The organism is Streptomyces sp. NPDC037290 (assembly GCF_055603245.1).
The window spans coordinates 832,012-849,634 of the sequence record NZ_JBVJVZ010000001.1; the positions used below are offsets into that span (position 1 = coordinate 832,012).

Below are 17,623 nucleotides of genomic sequence, written 5' to 3' on the forward strand. Positions count from 1 at the left end.
GAAGCACCGACGCAGAAGATCCTGACACCGGGGTAATCCGTGAAAAAGCTCTCCGCACGACGACGCCATCCGCTGGCGGCGGTCGTCGTCCTACTCCTCGCGCTGGCGGCCACTGGGGGGCTGTACGCCGCGTTCGCACCCGCGGGCAAGGCACAGGCCGATGATTCCGCCCAGTCCCTGACCATCAAGGAGGGCAAGAAGCTCTACGAGGTCGGCTGCGCCAGCTGCCACGGCACCGGTGGCCAGGGCTCCTCCGACGGGCCGAGCCTGGTCGGCGTGGGTGCCGCGGCCGTGGACTTCCAGGTCGGCACCGGCCGTATGCCCGCCGCCACCTCGCAGGGCGCCCAGGTCCCGCGCAAGAAGGTCGTCTACAACCAGACGCAGATCGACCAGCTCGCCGCGTACATCGCCTCGCTGGGCGCCGGCCCCAACGTGCCCACCAAGGACCAGTACGGCCCGGACGGCGCGGACATCGCCAAGGGTGGCGAGCTGTTCCGCACCAACTGCGCGCAGTGCCACAACTTCACCGGCAAGGGTGGTGCCCTCACCAAGGGCAAGTTCGCGCCCACGCTGGAGGGCGTCGACCCGAAGCACATCTACGAGGCCATGCAGACCGGCCCGCAGAACATGCCGTCCTTCCCCGACACCACGCTGACGGAGAAGAACAAGAAGGACATCATCGCGTACCTGCACTCGGTCGACAGCAGCGAGACGACGAATCCTGGCGGTCTTGAGCTGGGCGGCCTCGGGCCGGTCAGCGAGGGTCTGTTCGCCTGGATCTTCGGCCTCGGCGCGCTGATCGCCGTCGCCGTCTGGGTCGCCGCTCGGACCGCAAAGGCCAAGAAGTCATGAGTAGCCAAGACATTCCAGAAGAGAACCTGCCCGCTGAGCAGGACCACGCGCACGGCGCGGTAAGCGTCGCGGACGAGGAGAACCCGTTCGCCGACCCGGGACTGCCGCCGCACGAGCACCGCATCCAGGACGTCGACGAGCGGGCCGCCAAGCGGTCCGAGCGCATGGTGGCCCTGCTGTTCACGGTGTCGATGCTGGCCACCATCGGCTTCATCGTCGCGTACCTGGTGATCCCGAACGACAAGTCGATCTTCGTCTTCCCGATCGGGCACATCAGCGCGATGAACTTCGCCCTGGGCCTGACCCTGGGCGTGGCGCTGTTCTGCATCGGCGCGGGCGCGGTCCACTGGGCCCGCACCCTGATGTCCGACGTGGAGGTCGCCGACGACCGGCACGCGATCGCGGCCTCGCCCGAGGTCCGTGCGAAGGTCCACGCGGACTTCCGCCAGGGAGCCAAGGAGTCGGCGCTCGGCCGCCGCAAGCTGATCCGCAACACGATGTTCGGCGCGCTGGCCCTGGTGCCGCTCTCCGGCGTCATGCTGCTCGGCGGCCTGGGCCCGAAGCCCGGGACCATGCTCCGGCACACCCTGTGGGCCAAGGGCAAGCGCCTGATCAACATGAACACCAACCAGCCGCTGCGCCCCGAGGACGTCGCCGTCGGCTCCCTCACCTTCGCCAAGCCCGACGGCCTGGAGGAGACCGATGAGGAATTCCAGAACGAGATCGCCAAGGCGGCCCTGATGATCGTCCGGCTGCAGCCGGGCAACATCAAGGACAAGCGCGAGCTCGACTGGTCGCACGAGGGCATCGTCGCCTTCTCCAAGATCTGCACCCACGTCGGCTGCCCGATCTCCCTGTACGAGCAGCAGACGCACCACGTGCTGTGCCCGTGCCACCAGTCCACCTTCGACCTCTCCGACGGTGCCCGAGTGATCTTCGGCCCCGCCGGCCACGCCCTGCCGCAGCTGCGCATCGGTGTGGACAGCGAGGGTTACCTCCAGGCGCTCGGCGACTTCGAGGAGCCCGTCGGTCCTGCATTCTGGGAGCGCGGATGAGTACTGCAGCGAACGAGACGCCCCGCTCTCGCGGGAAGGCCCCGGCCGGCGAGCGGATCGCCGACTGGGCCGACGGCCGGCTCGGGATCTACTCCCTGGCCAAGGCCAACATGCGCAAGATCTTCCCCGACCACTGGTCGTTCATGTTGGGCGAAGTGTGCATGTACAGCTTCATCATCATCATCCTGACGGGTGTCTATCTGACGCTGTTCTTCCACCCGTCGATGAACGAGGTGGAGTACCACGGCAGCTATGTCCCGCTCCAGGGACAGCTGATGTCCGAGGCGTTCAACTCGACCCTGCACATCTCCTTCGACGTGCGCGGTGGTCTGCTCGTCCGGCAGATCCACCACTGGGCCGCGCTGATCTTCCTCGCGGGCATGTTCGTGCACATGATGCGCGTGTTCTTCACCGGCGCGTTCCGCAAGCCGCGTGAGATCAACTGGCTGTTCGGCTTCCTGCTGTTCGTCCTCGGCATGTTCACCGGCTTCACCGGTTACTCGCTCCCGGACGACCTGCTCTCCGGCACCGGTGTGCGCTTCACCGAGGGCGCGATCCTGTCCATGCCGATCGTCGGCACGTACATCTCGATGTTCCTCTTCGGCGGCGAGTTCCCCGGCCACGACTTCGTCGCCCGGTTCTACTCGATCCACATCCTGCTGCTGCCGGGCATCATGCTCGGCCTGATGGTGGCGCACCTGATCCTGGTCTTCTACCACAAGCACACGCAGTTCGCGGGCCCCGGAAAGACCGAGAAGAACGTCGTCGGCATGCCACTGCTGCCGGTGTACATGGCCAAGGCCGGAGGCTTCTTCTTCCTGGTCTTCGGTGTCATCGCGGCCATCGCGGCGGTCGCCCAGATCAACCCGATCTGGGCCATGGGCCCCTACCGCCCGGACCAGGTGTCCACCGGTGCCCAGCCCGACTGGTACATGGGCTTCGCCGAGGGTCTGGTCCGCTACATGCCGGGCTGGGAGATCAACCTGTGGGGTCACACGCTCGTCCTGGGCGTGTTCATCCCGCTGGTGCTCTTCGGTGTCGTCCTGGCGGCGATCGCGGTCTACCCGTTCATCGAGTCCTGGGTCACCGGCGACAAGAGCGAGCACCACATCCTGGACCGCCCGCGCAACGCCCCGACCCGTACCGGGTTCGGTGTCGCCTGGGTGACGGTCTACATGATCGGCCTGGTCGGCGGTGGCAACGACCTGTGGGCCACCCACTTCCACCTGTCGATCAACGCCGTCACCTGGTTCGTCCGGATCGGCTTCTTCGTCGGACCGGTCGTCGCGTTCATCGTCACCAAGCGGATCTGCCTCGGCCTGCAGCGCCGCGACCGCGACAAGGTGCTGCACGGTCGCGAGACCGGCATCATCAAGCGCCTGCCGCACGGTGAGTTCATCGAGGTGCACGAGCCGCTCAGCCAGGAGCAGCTGCACACCCTCACCGCTCACCACCAGTACGAGCCGGCCGAGATCGGCCCGACGGTCGACGAGAACGGTGTCGAGCGCAAGGTGCCGGCCTCGGAGAAGTTCCGGGTGAAGCTGTCCAACGCCTACTACGGCGAGGACAACCAGATCCCGAAGCCGACCGTCGAGGAGTACAAGGAGATCACGAGCGGCCACGGCCACCACTGATCCCGCGTCGCGTCGCCACGCCACGCCGAAGGGCCCCGTCCGTACCCCGGACGGGGCCCTTCGCCGTGCGCCGGGCTGGATAGGGTGGTGTACGACGTTTCAGGACTGTCGACAAGGAGCGGCTGATGAGCGCTGTGACCCCCGCTGGAGGCGACACCGCGGCGGACCGCTCCTGGCCCGCCCTGCTGAACGGTCTGCTCGGCGGGCAGGACCTGTCCGCCGACGACACCGCGTGGGCGATGGACCTGATCATGCGCGGCGAGGCGACCGACGCGCAGATCGCCGGGTTCATGGTGGCGCTGCGGGCCAAGGGCGAGACGGTCCAGGAGATCACCGGGCTCGTCCGGACGATGTACGCGCACGCGAACGTGATCGAGGTCCCGGGACCGGCCGTCGACATCGTCGGCACCGGCGGCGACGGCGCCAAGACGGTGAACATCTCCACGATGTCGTCGATCGTCGTGGCGGGCACGGGCACCAAGGTCGTCAAGCACGGCAACCGCGCCGCGTCCTCCGCGTCCGGGTCCTCCGACGTCCTGGAGAAGCTCGGGATCAATCTGAACCTGACGCCGCAGCGGGTCGCCGAGGTCGCCGAAGAGGCGGGCATCACCATCTGCTTCGCGGTGAGGTTCCACCCCTCGCTGCGCCATGTCGCCCCGGCCCGCGGGCAGTTGGGCATCCGTACGACGTTCAACGTGCTGGGCCCGCTGACCAACCCGGCCAACGTGCGCTCGCAGGCCGTCGGTGTGGCCGACCCCCGGATGGCCCCGATCGTGGCCGGAGTCCTCGCCGAGCGCGGCAACTCCTCGCTGGTCTTCCGTGGCGACGACGGACTGGACGAGCTGACCGTCACCGCCACCTCGCGGGTGTGGGTGGTCCGGGACGGCAAGGTCACGGAGGAGATCTTCGACCCGCGGGACGTCGGCATCGGCCTCGTCCCCGTGGAGGCCCTGCGCGGCGCCGACGCGTCGTACAACGCGGAGGTGGCGCGGCGCCTGCTGGACGGTGAGAAGGGCCCGGTGCGCGACGCGGTGCTGCTGAACTCGGCGGCGGCGCTGGTCGCGCTCGCGCCGACCGACGCGTCCCTCGCGGAGCAGCTTCGGTCCGGTATGGCCAGGGCGGCGGAGTCGATCGACTCGGGAGCGGCGAAGCGGGCGTTGGAGCGGTGGGTGGCGGCGAGCAACCGCTGACGGCCGCGGCCGTGTGACGCGGGGCGCAGTCCAGATGACGGACTGCGCCTTGCGCGCCGAAGATCGTATGGCAGGATACTGAACCAGGTCATGAGTGACAGCCATTCGGCCCCGGCCGGCTGTCCGGCAACCCTCCGTCCGTGGCGGGGTGCCCCGGGTGAGGACCAGGTCGTGGGCAGCGAGGTCCACGGCAAGCGCGGATCCCTCGCACACTCTCGAAGAGTGTGGGACCAGGGATCCTGGTCGTCGAGGAGCCTTCCGTGAGCAAGCGAATGCGATAGGGCCGCAGAGCCCCGCCTCCGCACACCCTTTTCTCTTCTTCCCGTACGTCTTTTCGCGTACGTCCTCACGGGAGTTCCCCATGTCTGTCTTCACCGCTGCCGCCGACCAGTCCGTTTGTGCCCCGCTGCCCGTTCTGGGACGGGATGTCACCGTCCCGCTCGTCACCGGTGGCGAGGTCACCTACGCGGCCCTCGACTACGCGGCCAGCGCCCCCGCCCTCCAGCGCGTCTGGGACGACGTGGCCGCCTACGCCCCCTACTACGGCAGCGTCCACCGCGGCGCCGGCTACCTCTCCCAGCTCTCCACCGACCTGTTCGAGAACGCCCGCAGGACGGTCGCCGGCTTCCTCGACTGCCGGCCGGACGACCAGGTGGTCTTCACCCGGTCGACCACCGACTCCCTCAACCTGCTGGCCCGGGCGATCCCGGCCGACTGCCAGGTCTTCGTCTTCGAGACCGAACACCACGCCTCCCTGCTGCCCTGGCAGGACGCCCGCGTCACCTACCTCAACGCCCCGCGGACCCCGCAGCAGGCCGTCGAGACCCTGGAGCGGGCCCTCGCCGACCGTGACCCCTACGGCCCGGCCCTGGTCTGCGTCACCGGAGCCTCCAACGTCACCGGCGAGCTGTGGCCGGTGCGCGAGCTGGCCGCCGCCGCCCACGCGCACGGCGCCCGTATCGTCCTGGACGCCGCCCAGCTGGCCCCCCACCACCCCGTCTCGGTCCGGGACCTGGACGTCGACTGGGTCGCCTTCTCGGGCCACAAGCTGTACGCCCCCTTCGGCTCCGGCGTCCTGGCCGGCCGTGCCGACTGGCTGCGCACGGCCGAGCCGTACCTCGCGGGCGGCGGCGCCAGCCGCAAGGTGACCCGGCGTCAGGACGGCGGTGTGGACGTGGAGTGGCACGAGACCGCCGCGCGGCACGAGGCCGGCTCCCCGAACGTCATCGGCGTCCACTCCATCGCGTCGGCCTGCAAGGCGCTCACCGAGGCCGGCTGGGACTCCCTGGTCGCCCGTGAGCAGCACCTGATCGCCAGGGTCCGCGCGGGCCTGGCCGAGGTCCCGCAGGTGAAGATCCTCTCCCTCTTCGGTGACGACGCCCCGCGCGTCGGCGTCATCTCCTTCGTCGTCGAGGGCTGGAACAGCTCCCACTTCGCCGCCGCGCTCTCCGCCGAGTACGGCATCGGCGTCCGCGACGGCCTCTTCTGCGCCCACCCCCTGGTCCGCACGCTCCTCGGCAGCGACCCCCAGACCCAGGGTGAATGCGGCGCCCCCGAGGCCGCGCCGGGCGAGAAGTCCCTCAACGCCATCCGCGTGAGCTTCGGCGCGGGCACCCCCGACGAGCATGTCGAGCGTTTCGTCACCGCGGTGAAGGAACTGGTGACCGAGGGTGCGCGGTGGACGTACCGCACGGAGGACGGCCGCTGCGTGCCGGCCGTGTGAGGACCGCCCCCGAGGGAGCGGGGCAGTACCGGACCGCCTAGTTGTCCAGGCCGATCGAGAACGCGGCCTCCAGGTCGTGCTGGGAGTACGTGCGGAACGCGACGTGCGTGTCGGTGGCCTCCACACCGGGGATCTTGCTGATCCGGCCGGGGATGACCTCGGCCAGGTCGTCGTGCCGGCGGACCCGGACCATGGCGATCAGGTCGTAGGTGCCGGTGACCGAGAAGACCTCGCTGACGCTCTCCAGCGCGGCGATCTGCTCAGCGATCTCGGGGATCCGGTCCACACTGGTCTTGATGAGGACGATCGCGCTGATCACGGCTGGTTCTCTCCCTCGGGTGCCGGAGCTGGGGCGGACCTCACTCTAGCTGTACGGCCGTAACGGACCCACGCGTAGCCGAAGCCGAGTCCGAAGCCGACCAGGTGGGCCAGATACGCCACCCCCGGCCCGTCGGAGGCCCGCTCCGCCGCCGCCCACTGCAGCGCCGCCCAGAACGGCAGCACGACCCAGGCCGGGAACCGCAGCGGCAGGAAGAACAGGAAGGGAAGAAGACTGGTCACACGGGCGCGGGGGAACAGGTAGAGGAACGCTCCGAGGACCGCCGAGATCGCCCCGGAGGCGCCGACCAGCGACTGCTCGGAGGTGGCGTTGGCGGCCGCGTAGCCGAGCAGGGCCAGGTAGCCGCAGCCGACGTAGAAGAGGGTGAACTCGACCCGGCCCATCCGTTCCTCGGTCATCGCGCCGAAGACGAAGAGGAAGAGCATGTTGCCGAGCAGGTGCACCCAGCTGCCGTGCACGAACAGGGCCGTGGCCGGGGTGAGGGCCGCGCGCGCCGGTCTGGCGAACAGCTCGGCCGGCACCACGCCCCAGCGCCGGAAGTACACCCGCTGCGCGGCGAGCAGGGCGTCCCCGGAGCCGTATCCCGGGGTGAGCCCCGAGGCCGGGCCCAGCACGAAGAGCAGACAGCACAGGCCGATGAGGACGTAGGTCATGGGTGCGGGTGCGCTCCGGACCGCTCTGAGGGTCCTGCCGGCCGCCGTGCTCCACTCGCTGATCATGAACACAGAGCATGACGTAACGGGACGCAAGCCAACAGACTGCCTCGCCGCCGTGGACGGACGGGCGGCGAGTCCCCGGCAGGCCGTAGGGTTACGGCCACACGCGTCGGCCGGCGGCGCGGGTGCGAGGACGAGAAGGAAGCGGACAGCCACGATGACGGTTCCCCTGCCGACCGCGACGACCCGATGGCGCTGCACCCTGTGCGGCAACCTCACCCGGTTCGACGTGACCCGCTCCTCCAAGGTCGTGGAGTACGTCCACCTCGACCTGGCGGGTGAGCCGAAGGTGGAGGAGCGCGAGGTGGTCAGTGAGACCATCGAGTCGGTGCGCTGCCGCTGGTGCAACGCCGTGGACCAGGTGGAACTCGTGGACAGGCCGGGTGCCGGCTCCTGAGCGGAGCCGCCCCGGAGAAGTGACAGACGTAGTGGGGTGTGACGGATGGCGGAGACCGCAGGCGGGGGGCCGGGCGACGGCACCGCTGAGGTGCTTGACCGTCCGCTGCCCGACGGCGTGCGACGACGGGTCGTGCAGATCGTCTCGGACGGCTTCGGCGGGCTGACCGTGGCGGAACTGCCCGCGCAGCTGCGGCAGTACGCCCGGTTCGCCCCCAATCGCCGGGTCAAGTTCGCCGGGAACGCGATGGCGGCGGCTCTGGAGACCGATCCGCTGTTCCGGCAGCGGATCGGGGAGAAGTTCAGAGAGGCCCAGCCGGAACTCGCCGGCGCCCTCGACTCCGGTTCCCCGCCCCCGGCCGCGGACCCGCTGGACGTGGCGGCCGCGGCCTACGTAATGCGCCCGGCGGGCTGGGTGAAGCTCGTCACCGCGGCCGGCGAGGAGGCCCAGCGCGCCGACGCCGAGCGGGCGGACGAGGAGAGCCGGGCCGAGCTGGAGCGGCTGCGCGCCGAGCTGGCCCAGGCCCGCGACCACACCCGTGCCGAGACCGAACGGCTGCGCGCGGAGCTGGATTCGGCGAAGAGGGAAGCCGACTCGCTGCACCGTAAACTCCGGGCCGCCCTCAGTGACGTCAAGCGCGGCGAGGCCGCCCTGCGCAAGGTCCAGGGCGAGATCGACGCCGTCCGCGCGGAGGCGCACCGGCAGGCGTCGGCCGCCGAGAGCGAGTCCCGCCGCCTCAAGGCGCGCCTGGGAGAGGCCGAGGCCGCGCTGGAGGCCACCCGCCGCGCCGCCCGCGAGGGCCGCAGCGTGGAGGACATGCGGGTGCGGCTGCTGCTGGACACCCTGCTGGAGGCCACCCAGGGCCTCAGACGCGAACTCGCCCTGCCGCCCGTGTCCGTACGGCCCGCCGAGACGGTCGACGCGGTCGAACCGGGACGGATGACCCCGAAGGACATCGCGGCGCGCGCCCTGTCGGAGAACGATCCCGCCATCCTGGACCAGCTGCTCGCGCTGCCGCAGGCGCATCTGGTGGTCGACGGCTACAACGTCACCAAGACGGGTTATCCGCAGATGCCGCTGGAGAAGCAGCGGCTCAGGCTGCTCGGTCAGCTCTCGGCGCTCGCCGCGCAGAGCGGCGCCGAGGTCACGTGTGTCTTCGACGGTGCCGAACTGGCCGCCCCCGTGCTGCTCGCGCCGCCCCGCGGGGTCAGGGTGCTGTTCTCCAAGCCGGGTGTGACGGCCGACGAGCTGATCCGCCAGCTCGTGCGTGCGGAGCCGCCGGGCCGTCCGGTCATCGTCGCCTCCACCGACCGGGAGGTGGCCGACGGGGTCGCGAGGGCGGGTGCCCGTCCCGTCGCCTCTGCGGTGCTTCTCAAGCGGTTGTCCTGAAGGTCCAACGGGCATATGCAATGCCCGAATTGGTCCGGATCATCACGCAACGTAGTGTCGATCGCGCATCACTGCATGTGAGTCAAGTGCAAAGAATGCATTGCGTGATGGGATTTTCTGGTGTGAGGATTTGAACTGATCACAACTGGGTCACTAGGGTCTGGGCTCGAACCTCCGAACGGGTGATCACTCACTCACTCACAAGAAGGAGTTCGTCCCCCGTGGCGTCCCACCGTCGACCCAAGCAGCAGAGTCGCGCTCGCGTGACCGTGCTGACCACCGCAGCCGCCGCTGCCGTCGTACTGAGCGCGAACGCTGCCAATGCCGCGCCGAAGCTCAGCAAGGACCAGGTCAAGGCCAAGGTCGACAAGCTCTACCAGGAGGCCGAGCAGGCCACCGAGAAGTTCGACGGGGCGAAGGAGAAGCAGCAGAAGCTGCAGAAGGAGATATCCACGATCCAGGACAACGTCGCGCGGGGTCAGCAGGACCTCAACAAGCTCCGCGACGGCCTGGGTTCGCTGGCGACCTCGCAGTACCGCTCGGGCGGCATAGACCCCTCGGTCCAGCTCTTCCTGTCCTCCAACCCGGACGACTTCCTCGACAAGGCCTCCACGCTCGACCAGCTGAGCGCCCAGCAGGTCGACGCCCTGAAGAAGATTCAGGACAAACAGCGCGAACTCGCCCAGGAGCGCGCCGAGGCCGCCGAGAAGCTCAAGGACCTCTCCTCCACGCGCACCGAGCTGGAGAACAAGAAGAAGGAAGTCCAGGGCAAGCTCGCCGACGCGCAGAAGCTGCTCAACAGCCTCACGGCCAAGGAGAAGGCGGACCTGGCCGCCCAGCAGCAGCGCGCCGACCGCTCCTCCAGTGCGCGGGTGAACCTCGGCGACACCCCGCCCGCCTCCGGCCGGGCCGGCGCGGCCTTCTCCGCCGCCCAGAGCCAGATCGGCAAGCCCTACGTCTACGGCGCCACCGGCCCGTCCTCCTTCGACTGCTCGGGCCTGACCTCCTGGGCCTACGCCCAGGCCGGCGTCTCCATCCCGCGCACCTCCGAGGCGCAGGCCAACATCGGCACCCGGATCAGCTCCGTCAACGACCTGCAGGTCGGCGACCTGGTCTTCTTCTACGGCGACCTGCACCACGTGGGTCTGTACGCCGGCAACGGCCAGGTGCTGCACGCCCCGCACACCGGTGCCGTGGTCCGCTACGAGGCGATGTCCGACATGCCCTTCCAGTTCGGCGTCCGGGTCTGAGGCAACTGCGACACCCGGAAACGGTGACGTCCGAACGGGCGAATCCCGCGGACCGTAACTGACCCCACGCCCCGCCCATGACCTGCGTCAGTGGCGGGGCGTCACCGTTTTGCGCCGTCGCCGGCTTTCGCCGGCGCCCTTCCCTGCGGCTACTGTCTGCCGCGTTTCCCCGGCGCCGGGGCCTCCCCGTCCCCAGGCGCCGGGGGAGCGGTATCCGTCCGCCAGCAGAAGGACTGCCGTGGGGTCTCATCGCCGCCTTGCCTCGTCCGGGTTCGACCGGGGCGCCGCCGCCCTGTGTGTGCTGTCGGCCGCGGCCGCCGCGCTCGGCGCCGTACCGGCGCACGCCGCGCCGCGCGCCGACAGCCGTGCCGAGGTGGACCGGCTCTACCACGAGGCCGAGCGGGCGACCCAGGCCTACGACAGGGCCCAGGAGCAGGAGGGCACCCTGCGCCGCGAGGTGCGGGACGCCCAGGACCACATCGCCCGGCTGCAGGAGCGCATCAACACCCTGCGCGAGCAGCTCGGTTCGCTGGCGGGCGCCCAGTACCGCGCGGGCGCCATCGACCCGGCCGTCGCGCTGCTGTTCTCCGACGACCCCGCCGACTACCTCGACAAGGCGTCCACCCTCGACCGCATCGGCGCCCAGCAGGCCGGCCGGCTGCGGGAGTTGCGGTCCGCGCTCAGGAACCTCGCCCAGGAGCGCACGGAGGCGGCCGGGAAGCTCGCCGCGCTGGAGAACAGCCGCAAGGCGGTGGCCGCGCACAAGCGGACCGTGGAGACCAAGCTCGTCAAGGCCCGGCAGCTGCTCAACTCGATGTCCGCCGCCGACCGCGCCGCCTACGGCCGGGCCTCGCGCTCCGACGGCCCCGACCGCATCGACCTGCCCGGCCTTCCGGACCTGGCCGGTGCCGTCCTGCCCGACGCCCGCGCCGCCGCCGCGGTGGCCGCCGCCCGCTCCGCACTCGGCCGCCCGTACGTGTGGGGCGCCAACGGCCCCGCGGGCTTCGACTGTTCGGGCCTGATGCAGTGGTCGTACGCGCACGCCGGGATCCAGCTGCCGCGCACCTCGCAGGAGCAGCGCTTCGCCGGCCGGCAGATCCCGCTGTCCGAGGCCCGCCCCGGCGACCTGGTGGTCTACCGCTCCGACGCCAGCCACGTGGGGATGTACGTCGGCAACGGACAGGTCATCCACGCCCCCTATCCGGGCGCGCCGGTGCGCTACGACCCGGTCGGGATGATGCCCATCTCGTCGGTCACCCGGCCCTGACCGCGCCGCGCGCCGTTACGATCGGGAAGTGGCAGGTCGCAGACGGGGGTGGAGCATCGGGGCCGTGGGCCTCGGTCTGGTGCTGCCCCTGGCCGGATGCGGGGTCGCGGGGAACGACACGGCCCGTGGCGAGGTGCAGCACCTGCTCGACCGGCGCTCAGCCGCCCTCCTCGGCCACGACGAGACGGCCTACGACGCGACCGGCACCCGGGCGGAGTACATCCGGCTGCGCGCCCTCCCGCTGGCCTCCTGGAGCTACCGGGTCACCGCCCTGCGCCGCACCTCCTCCGGTGCCACCGCCGACGCCGACCTGAACTACCGCGTCGCCGGGTACGACAGGGCTCCGGTCGACGCCCGGCGCACCCTCACCCTCGGCCGCACCGTCGACGGCAAGTGGTACGTCACCTCCGACGAGCCCGCGAAGGGCGCCGGGCAGCAGCTGTGGGACCAGGGTCCGGTGACCGCCGTGCGGGGCGCGCACAGCCTGGTGCTGGGCACCGGCCGGACGGCCACCGGGCTGCGGGGTTACGTCACCCTGGCCGACCGCGCGGTCCCGGCCGTCTCCCGGGCCTGGGGCACCGGCTGGAGCCGCCATGTCGTCGTCCTCGTCCCGCGGTCCCTCAAGGACATGGGGGCACTGCTGGACTCGCCCGCCGCCGACTACCGGGGCATCGCGGCCGTCACCACCGGCGAGGCGGGAGGGTCCGGCCGGGCGCCCGCGGACCGGGTGGTCGTCAACCCGGACGCGTACGCCGTCCTCGGCGACGTCGGCAAACAGGTGGTGCTCACCCATGAGGCCACCCATGTGGCCACCCGCGCGCAGACCACCGCCGCCACCCCGCTGTGGCTCTCCGAGGGCTACGCGGACTGGATCGGCTACCTCGGCACCGGCCGCACCCCCACCGAGGCCGCGCCGGAACTGACCCGCGCCGTCCAGGGCGGCCACGTGCCCACCGCACTCCCCTCCGACAAGGACTTCCGCTTCACCAGCGACCCGGCCGAGCTGGCGCAGGCCTACGAGGGCGGCTGGCTGGCCTGCCGGATGATCGCGGCCCACTGGGGCACGGCCCGGCTCGGCGCCTTCTACCGCGCCGTCGGCGCCCACGAGAAGCGGGCGGGCGCGGTCGAGGGCGCCCTGAGGACGGTGCTCGGCACGACTCCCGGAGCCTTCACCGAGCGGTGGCGGCAGTACGTCAGGGCGCAGCTCGGCTGAGCGCGTCGACGGCCTCGCGCAACCAGGCCCGCTCCGCCTCCCCGGTGGCCCGGGCGACCCGCAGCATGCCCTCCCGGAACAGGTCCCCGGCGCCCTCGGCACACACCGGCTCGCCCTCCCGGTAGAAGAAGCTCGCCGGGGTCTGGAGGAAGTCCAGCCGCCGGCGCAGTACCGCGGCCTGCTCGGCGGGGTCGTCCAGGTGCCGCAGGAAGGCAAGGAGCGTGTTGAAGCGGACCTGGTCGGTGATCTCCGCCTGCTTCGGACCGCGCAGCCGAGCGAGCAGCTCCTTGCGGCCCTCGGCGGTCAGGGACAGCACCCGGCGCGGGGCGGCGCCGGCGCCGTCCTCGGTGCGCTGGTCGAGCAGTCCGGCGGCGAGGAGCCGGTTGATCGCCGGGTAGAGCGCGCCGTCGCTGACCGGGCGGACATGGCCGCTCAGCGCCCTGATGCGTTCCTTCAGCTCGTAACCGTGCAGCGGCTCCTCGGCGAGGAATCCGAGGATCGACAACTCCAGCACGCGATTTCCTCCTTGCGACGGCCTCGGGCGCCATGTTACCTCTATTCGAGCTACCTCTATTCGAGCTATGTCGAAGCGGGGTGGCTCGACGAGGGGAATCCGTGTGAACGCCCACCGCAAGCAGCTCACCGCACTCGCCCGGCCCGTCTACCTCTCCCTGCTCGCCTCGGTCGCCTCCGGGATCATCAACACCGTCTGGGTCTCCCGGCTCGGGGGCGCGGCCGTCGCCGCCGTGGCCGTCGCCACCAACACCGAGAACGTGCTGCTCGGCGTCGCGCTGGTCTTCGCCTCCGGTACGACGGTGCTGGTGGCGCACGCCCGAGGGGCCCGGGACCCGGCCGCCGTACGCACCGCCGTGCGGGGCGGCTGGGCACTGTGCGGGCTGGTGACGCCCGTGGTCGTGGTGGGCGGCCTGCTGCTGCGGGAGCCCCTGGCCGGCCTGGTCCTCGGCGGCCACGGCGGAGCGGCCCGCAGCCTGGCCGCCGGCTACTTCGCGATCTCCCTGCCCGGCATGGCCGTCTTCTTCGCCCAGCAGCTCGTCGACGGCATCCTCAAAGGCACCGGCGACACGCGCACACCGATGCGGCTCGCCCTCCTCGCCAACGGGCTGATCCTGCTGTGCGACCCCGTCCTGATCCATCTCCACGGTGTCCGGGGCGCGGCGGTTTCCACCGTGCTGTGCCGCTCGGTGGCCCTCGCTGCGGGCCTGCGCGCCCTGCGGCGCAACGCCCTGCTGCGATCGGCGGCCCGGGTCCCGCCCGCCGAACCGGCCGGCGCCGCCCTGCGCCGTACCCTCACCACCGGCCTGCCCATGTCCGCTGACTTCACGGTGCGCCAGGGCGCGGCGCTGGCCCTGGTTGCGATCGTGGCCCGGCTCGGGGTGACGGCGGTGGCCGCCTATGCCATCGCCTACAAGGCCCTGTACGTCGCCACCATGGCCTTCTACGCCGTACGGCAGGCCGCCGCGATCCACACCGCGCACACCCGAGGCGCGGGCGCGGACGCGCGGCGGGACATCGGCCGGCAGGCGGTGCTGGTCTCCGTTGCCCTGGGCCTGACCGCCGCCGCCGGGTGCGCCGCGGCGGCCCCCTGGATCATGGCCGCCTTCGGTGCCGGACCCGACGTCGCCCACCAGGGCGTGCTGTTCCTGCGCTGGGTCGGCCCCTATCTGCTGCTGATGGCCTGCTTCATCGCGCTCGGCGGTGTCTTCGAGGGCAGCGGGGGAGCACCGGCGCTGCTGCGGATCACCCTGCTCGGCACGGCCGTCCAACTGCCCCTCGCGCACGCCCTGTGCGGTCTCGGCCTGCCCGGTATCTGCCTGGCCCTGGCGCTGGCGATGGCTGTACAGTGCGCGGCCGTGACGGCCCTGCTACGACGACCCGAGCACCGCAAAGCCCCCGATCCGTCCCTGACCCACGCGGGCTGAGCCGGGAGGTCGGGTTCTGCAGGGGCCAGGCGGGCCGAGCCGACAGGAGGCCGCGGGCTGCCCGGGGCCAGGCGGGCTGGGTCAGGAGGAGACCGGGGTCTGGCGGGGGTGGGTGGGCTGGGGCGGGAGCGGGGCGGTGGGTGCCGGGGGGACGGTCGAGCGCCACAGCCGGCGGGCCGCCGAGAGCGAGGCCGCGACCAGCAGGCCGTTGCGCACCAGCATCAGCAGGACGCCGTACCAGTCGCTCATCACCACGTGCGAGAAGCCGAGCGGGAACTCCAGGACCGTCACGAAGCACGCCGCCGCCACCATCAGCGCGGGTGCCCCCATCCGGCTCGCCCGGTACGACAGGCAGACAGCCGCCAGCCCGATCAGCCACACCAGGTACTGCGGGCTGATCACCCGGCTGGTGACCGTGAAGAGCAGCACGGCGGTGAAGGCCGCGTCCGCCAGCGTGTGCGGAGCCCTGCGCGTCGCCCGCAGCCGCCACAGCAGCAGCCAGCCGAACGCCGTCCCGGTCAGCACCAGCGCCGCCGCACTGACCTGGTCCACGTGCGGGCCCACGAACTCGATCGACCCGTAGTTCAGCAGCACCTGGCCCTTCCAGCCGAAGTGCCGGGCCACATGGAAGACCAGCGCGCCCAGCGACTCCACCTCGGTGCCCCGGTCCCGCTGGAAGGTCAGGAAGGCGAACGCACCCGGCATGGACACCGCGAACACCGCCGCGAGCCCGGCCGCCGTCACCACCGCCGCCGCCCACGCCCGCCGCCGCACGGCCCCGACCAGCAGCAGCACCGGCCACACCTTCAGCAGCGCCCCGACCGCGGTCAGCGCCCCCATCACCCGCGGCCGCCGGACCCCGGCGAGCAGCGCCGCCACGGCCACCGCGGTCACCATCAGGTCGTAGCGGGCGTACACCGTGGGCCCGAGCAGCGCGACGCCCGCGACCCACAGCCAGGCCCCGCGCAGCGACCGGCCGGAGTGCCGGCCCGGGTACAGCAGCAGCGCGAGCACGACCACGTCGGCGAGGAACGCCAGCACGAAGAAGGCGTGTGCGTAGGACAGGAACGGCAGCACGGCGGGGGAGAGCACCGCCAGGGCCGCGACCGGCGGGTACTGCCAGGTCACGTCGTCCAGCGGAAACGTTCCTTGGCGCAGTACCTCGTACCAGCCCCGGTAGATCACCGACACGTCGGAGGTGACGTCCGGCCCCGGGAAGGTGTACACCCGGAAGACGAACAGCAGCAACGCCACGCGGGTGACGCCCCAGATCGCGAGCAGCCATGCCAGGGACCGCGCGGTGCCCTTCGTCTCCACGTGTTCCCCTGCCGTTCGATTCTCGCTTCGATGGACGCGTCGGGGACCATGATGTCCTGCCCGGCGGTGCGCCTGCCACACGCTCGGCCTCGCCCGGCCCATTGGGTAGGGTCGGCGGCGATGCACAAGACCCTCATCGTCACCAACGACTTCCCGCCCCGGCCGGGCGGCATCCAGGCCTTCCTGCACAACATGGCCCTCCGCCTGGACCCCGGCCGGCTGGTCGTCCACGCCTCCACCTGGAAGCGCGGACGGGAGGGCGCCCAGGCCACGGCCGCCTTCGACGCCGAGCAGCCCTTCACCGTCGTACGCGACCGTACGACGATGCTGCTGCCGACCCCGCGGGTGACCCGGCGGACGGTGGACCTGCTGCGTGAGCACGGGTGCACCTCGGTGTGGTTCGGTGCGGCGGCCCCGCTCGGCCTCATGGCCCCGGCGCTGCGCAGGGCGGGTGCCGAGCGGCTGGTGGCCACCACCCACGGCCACGAGGCCGGCTGGGCCCAGCTGCCCGTCGCCCGGCAACTGCTGCGCCGGATCGGCGAATCGACGGACACGCTCACCTATCTGGGTGAGTACACCCGCTCCCGCATCGCCACCGCGCTCACCCCCGAGGCCGCCGGGCGGATGGTCCAGCTGCCGCCCGGGGTCGATGAGAAGACGTTCCACCCGGCCTCCGGCGGCGACGAGGTCCGCGCCCGCCTCGGCCTCACCGACCGCCCGGTCGTGGTCTGCGTCTCCCGGCTGGTCCCGCGCAAGGGCCAGGACACGCTCATCCAGGCCATGCCCCGCATCCTCGCCGCCGAGCCGGACACCGTCCTGCTGATCGTGGGCGGCGGCCCCTACGAGCGGGACCTGCGGCGGATGGCGGCCGAGACCGGTGTCGCCGGCTCCGTACGCTTCACCGGCACCGTCCCCTGGTCCGACGTGCCCGCCCACTACGGCGCCGGCGACGTCTTCGCCATGCCCTGCCGGACCCGGCGGGGCGGCCTGGACGTGGAGGGCCTCGGCATCGTCTACCTGGAGGCCTCCGCGACGGGCCTGCCGGTGGTGGCGGGCGACTCGGGCGGCGCACCGGACGCGGTGCTGGACGGTGAGACCGGCTGGGTCGTCAGGGGCGGCGAACCGGCGGAGGCGGCCGACCGCATCGTGGCCCTGCTGCGCGACCCCGAGCTGCGGCGCCGCATGGGCGAGCGAGGGCGTCAGTGGGTCGAAGAGAAGTGGCGCTGGGACCTGCTCGCCGAGGAACTCAAGAACTTGCTGTAGGGGCAGCCAACCCAGGGGCGCGGGGAACTGCGCGATCAACCACAACGAACCCGCGGTCGCCGACGACGAGCACCTGG

16 protein-coding genes and 1 riboswitch are annotated in these 17,623 nt (G+C 71.4%); of the genes, 12 read left to right on the forward strand and 4 right to left on the reverse strand.

All coding sequences use genetic code 11. From position 1 onward, the window contains the following. Positions 1-39 precede the first annotated feature (39 nt). From qcrC to ACZ7HQ_RS03845, 5 genes are all read left to right on the forward strand, one after another. Positions 40-852 (forward strand): cytochrome bc1 complex diheme cytochrome c subunit, encoded by an 813-nt coding sequence (gene qcrC / locus ACZ7HQ_RS03825; protein WP_470984212.1) that lies wholly within the window; start codon positions 40-42, stop codon positions 850-852. Then, positions 849-1,907 carry a cytochrome bc1 complex Rieske iron-sulfur subunit gene (gene qcrA, locus ACZ7HQ_RS03830; protein WP_470984214.1) on the forward strand — a complete coding sequence of 353 codons (1,059 nt, stop codon included), beginning with the start codon at positions 849-851 and terminating at the stop codon, positions 1,905-1,907. Before qcrC ends, qcrA begins: the two co-directional genes overlap by 4 nt. Further along, complete coding sequence (qcrB, locus tag ACZ7HQ_RS03835; RefSeq protein ID WP_470984216.1) at positions 1,904-3,541, forward strand: cytochrome bc1 complex cytochrome b subunit; 1,638 nt, start codon at positions 1,904-1,906, stop codon at positions 3,539-3,541. Before qcrA ends, qcrB begins: the two co-directional genes overlap by 4 nt. Before the next feature lie 125 nt (positions 3,542-3,666). Then, positions 3,667-4,731 carry an anthranilate phosphoribosyltransferase gene (gene trpD, locus ACZ7HQ_RS03840; protein ID WP_470984219.1) on the forward strand — a complete coding sequence of 355 codons (1,065 nt, stop codon included), beginning with the start codon at positions 3,667-3,669 and terminating at the stop codon, positions 4,729-4,731. An 86-nt stretch (positions 4,732-4,817) separates the two neighbouring features. Continuing rightward, positions 4,818-4,934: riboswitch (SAM riboswitch) on the forward strand. 158 nt (positions 4,935-5,092) lie between these two features. Further along, positions 5,093-6,454, forward strand: coding sequence for an aminotransferase class V-fold PLP-dependent enzyme (locus tag ACZ7HQ_RS03845; RefSeq protein ID WP_470984222.1), 1,362 nt, complete (start codon positions 5,093-5,095; stop codon positions 6,452-6,454). A gap of 37 nt (positions 6,455-6,491) precedes the next feature. On the opposite strand, the gene ACZ7HQ_RS03850 is transcribed toward ACZ7HQ_RS03845, so the two are convergent. Both ACZ7HQ_RS03850 and ACZ7HQ_RS03855 read right to left on the reverse strand, forming a co-directional pair. Beyond that, complete coding sequence (locus ACZ7HQ_RS03850; protein ID WP_470984224.1) at positions 6,492-6,773, reverse strand: Lrp/AsnC family transcriptional regulator; 282 nt, start codon at positions 6,771-6,773, stop codon at positions 6,492-6,494. Then, entirely contained in the window at positions 6,770-7,513 is a 744-nt protein-coding gene (locus tag ACZ7HQ_RS03855) for a rhomboid family intramembrane serine protease (protein ID WP_470984227.1), read from the reverse strand. Before ACZ7HQ_RS03855 ends, ACZ7HQ_RS03850 begins: the two co-directional genes overlap by 4 nt. 154 nt (positions 7,514-7,667) lie before the next feature. Here ACZ7HQ_RS03855 and ACZ7HQ_RS03860 point away from each other — a divergent pair, with 154 nt between their 5' ends. The 5 genes from ACZ7HQ_RS03860 to ACZ7HQ_RS03880 all read left to right on the forward strand — a co-directional run bounded on the left by ACZ7HQ_RS03860 (position 7,668) and on the right by ACZ7HQ_RS03880 (position 13,026). Continuing rightward, a complete protein-coding gene (locus tag ACZ7HQ_RS03860; RefSeq protein WP_055541554.1) occupies positions 7,668-7,907 on the forward strand; it encodes a hypothetical protein in 240 nt (79 codons plus the stop codon). A 45-nt stretch (positions 7,908-7,952) separates the two neighbouring features. Then, positions 7,953-9,296, forward strand: a complete 1,344-nt coding sequence (locus ACZ7HQ_RS03865; RefSeq protein WP_470984229.1) for an NYN domain-containing protein — start codon at positions 7,953-7,955, stop codon at positions 9,294-9,296. A gap of 221 nt (positions 9,297-9,517) precedes the next feature. After that, on the forward strand, positions 9,518-10,546 hold the full coding sequence (locus ACZ7HQ_RS03870) for a C40 family peptidase (RefSeq protein WP_470984232.1): 1,029 nt from the start codon (positions 9,518-9,520) through the stop codon (positions 10,544-10,546). 238 nt (positions 10,547-10,784) lie between these two features. Beyond that, entirely contained in the window at positions 10,785-11,813 is a 1,029-nt protein-coding gene (locus ACZ7HQ_RS03875; protein WP_470984233.1) for a C40 family peptidase, read from the forward strand. A gap of 28 nt (positions 11,814-11,841) precedes the next feature. Continuing rightward, positions 11,842-13,026 (forward strand): hypothetical protein, encoded by a 1,185-nt coding sequence (locus ACZ7HQ_RS03880; RefSeq protein ID WP_470984234.1) that lies wholly within the window; start codon positions 11,842-11,844, stop codon positions 13,024-13,026. On the opposite strand, the gene ACZ7HQ_RS03885 is transcribed toward ACZ7HQ_RS03880, so the two are convergent. After that, positions 13,007-13,540: a PadR family transcriptional regulator gene (locus tag ACZ7HQ_RS03885; protein WP_470984235.1), complete on the reverse strand. Its 534-nt coding sequence runs from the start codon at positions 13,538-13,540 to the stop codon at positions 13,007-13,009. The two genes, ACZ7HQ_RS03880 and ACZ7HQ_RS03885, sit on opposite strands and share 20 nt — an antisense overlap. A 103-nt stretch (positions 13,541-13,643) precedes the next feature. Here ACZ7HQ_RS03885 and ACZ7HQ_RS03890 point away from each other — a divergent pair, with 103 nt between their 5' ends. Beyond that, complete coding sequence (locus ACZ7HQ_RS03890; RefSeq protein ID WP_470984248.1) at positions 13,644-14,966, forward strand: MATE family efflux transporter; 1,323 nt, start codon at positions 13,644-13,646, stop codon at positions 14,964-14,966. 81 nt (positions 14,967-15,047) lie between these two features. Here the strand turns inward: ACZ7HQ_RS03890 and ACZ7HQ_RS03895 are convergent, their stop codons facing one another. Further along, a complete protein-coding gene (locus ACZ7HQ_RS03895; RefSeq protein ID WP_470984258.1) occupies positions 15,048-16,283 on the reverse strand; it encodes a glycosyltransferase 87 family protein in 1,236 nt (411 codons plus the stop codon). A gap of 120 nt (positions 16,284-16,403) precedes the next feature. On the opposite strand from ACZ7HQ_RS03895, the gene ACZ7HQ_RS03900 reads away from it, so the two are divergent. Next, entirely contained in the window at positions 16,404-17,546 is a 1,143-nt protein-coding gene (locus ACZ7HQ_RS03900; RefSeq protein WP_470984260.1) for a glycosyltransferase family 4 protein, read from the forward strand. Positions 17,547-17,623: the final 77 nt, after the last annotated feature.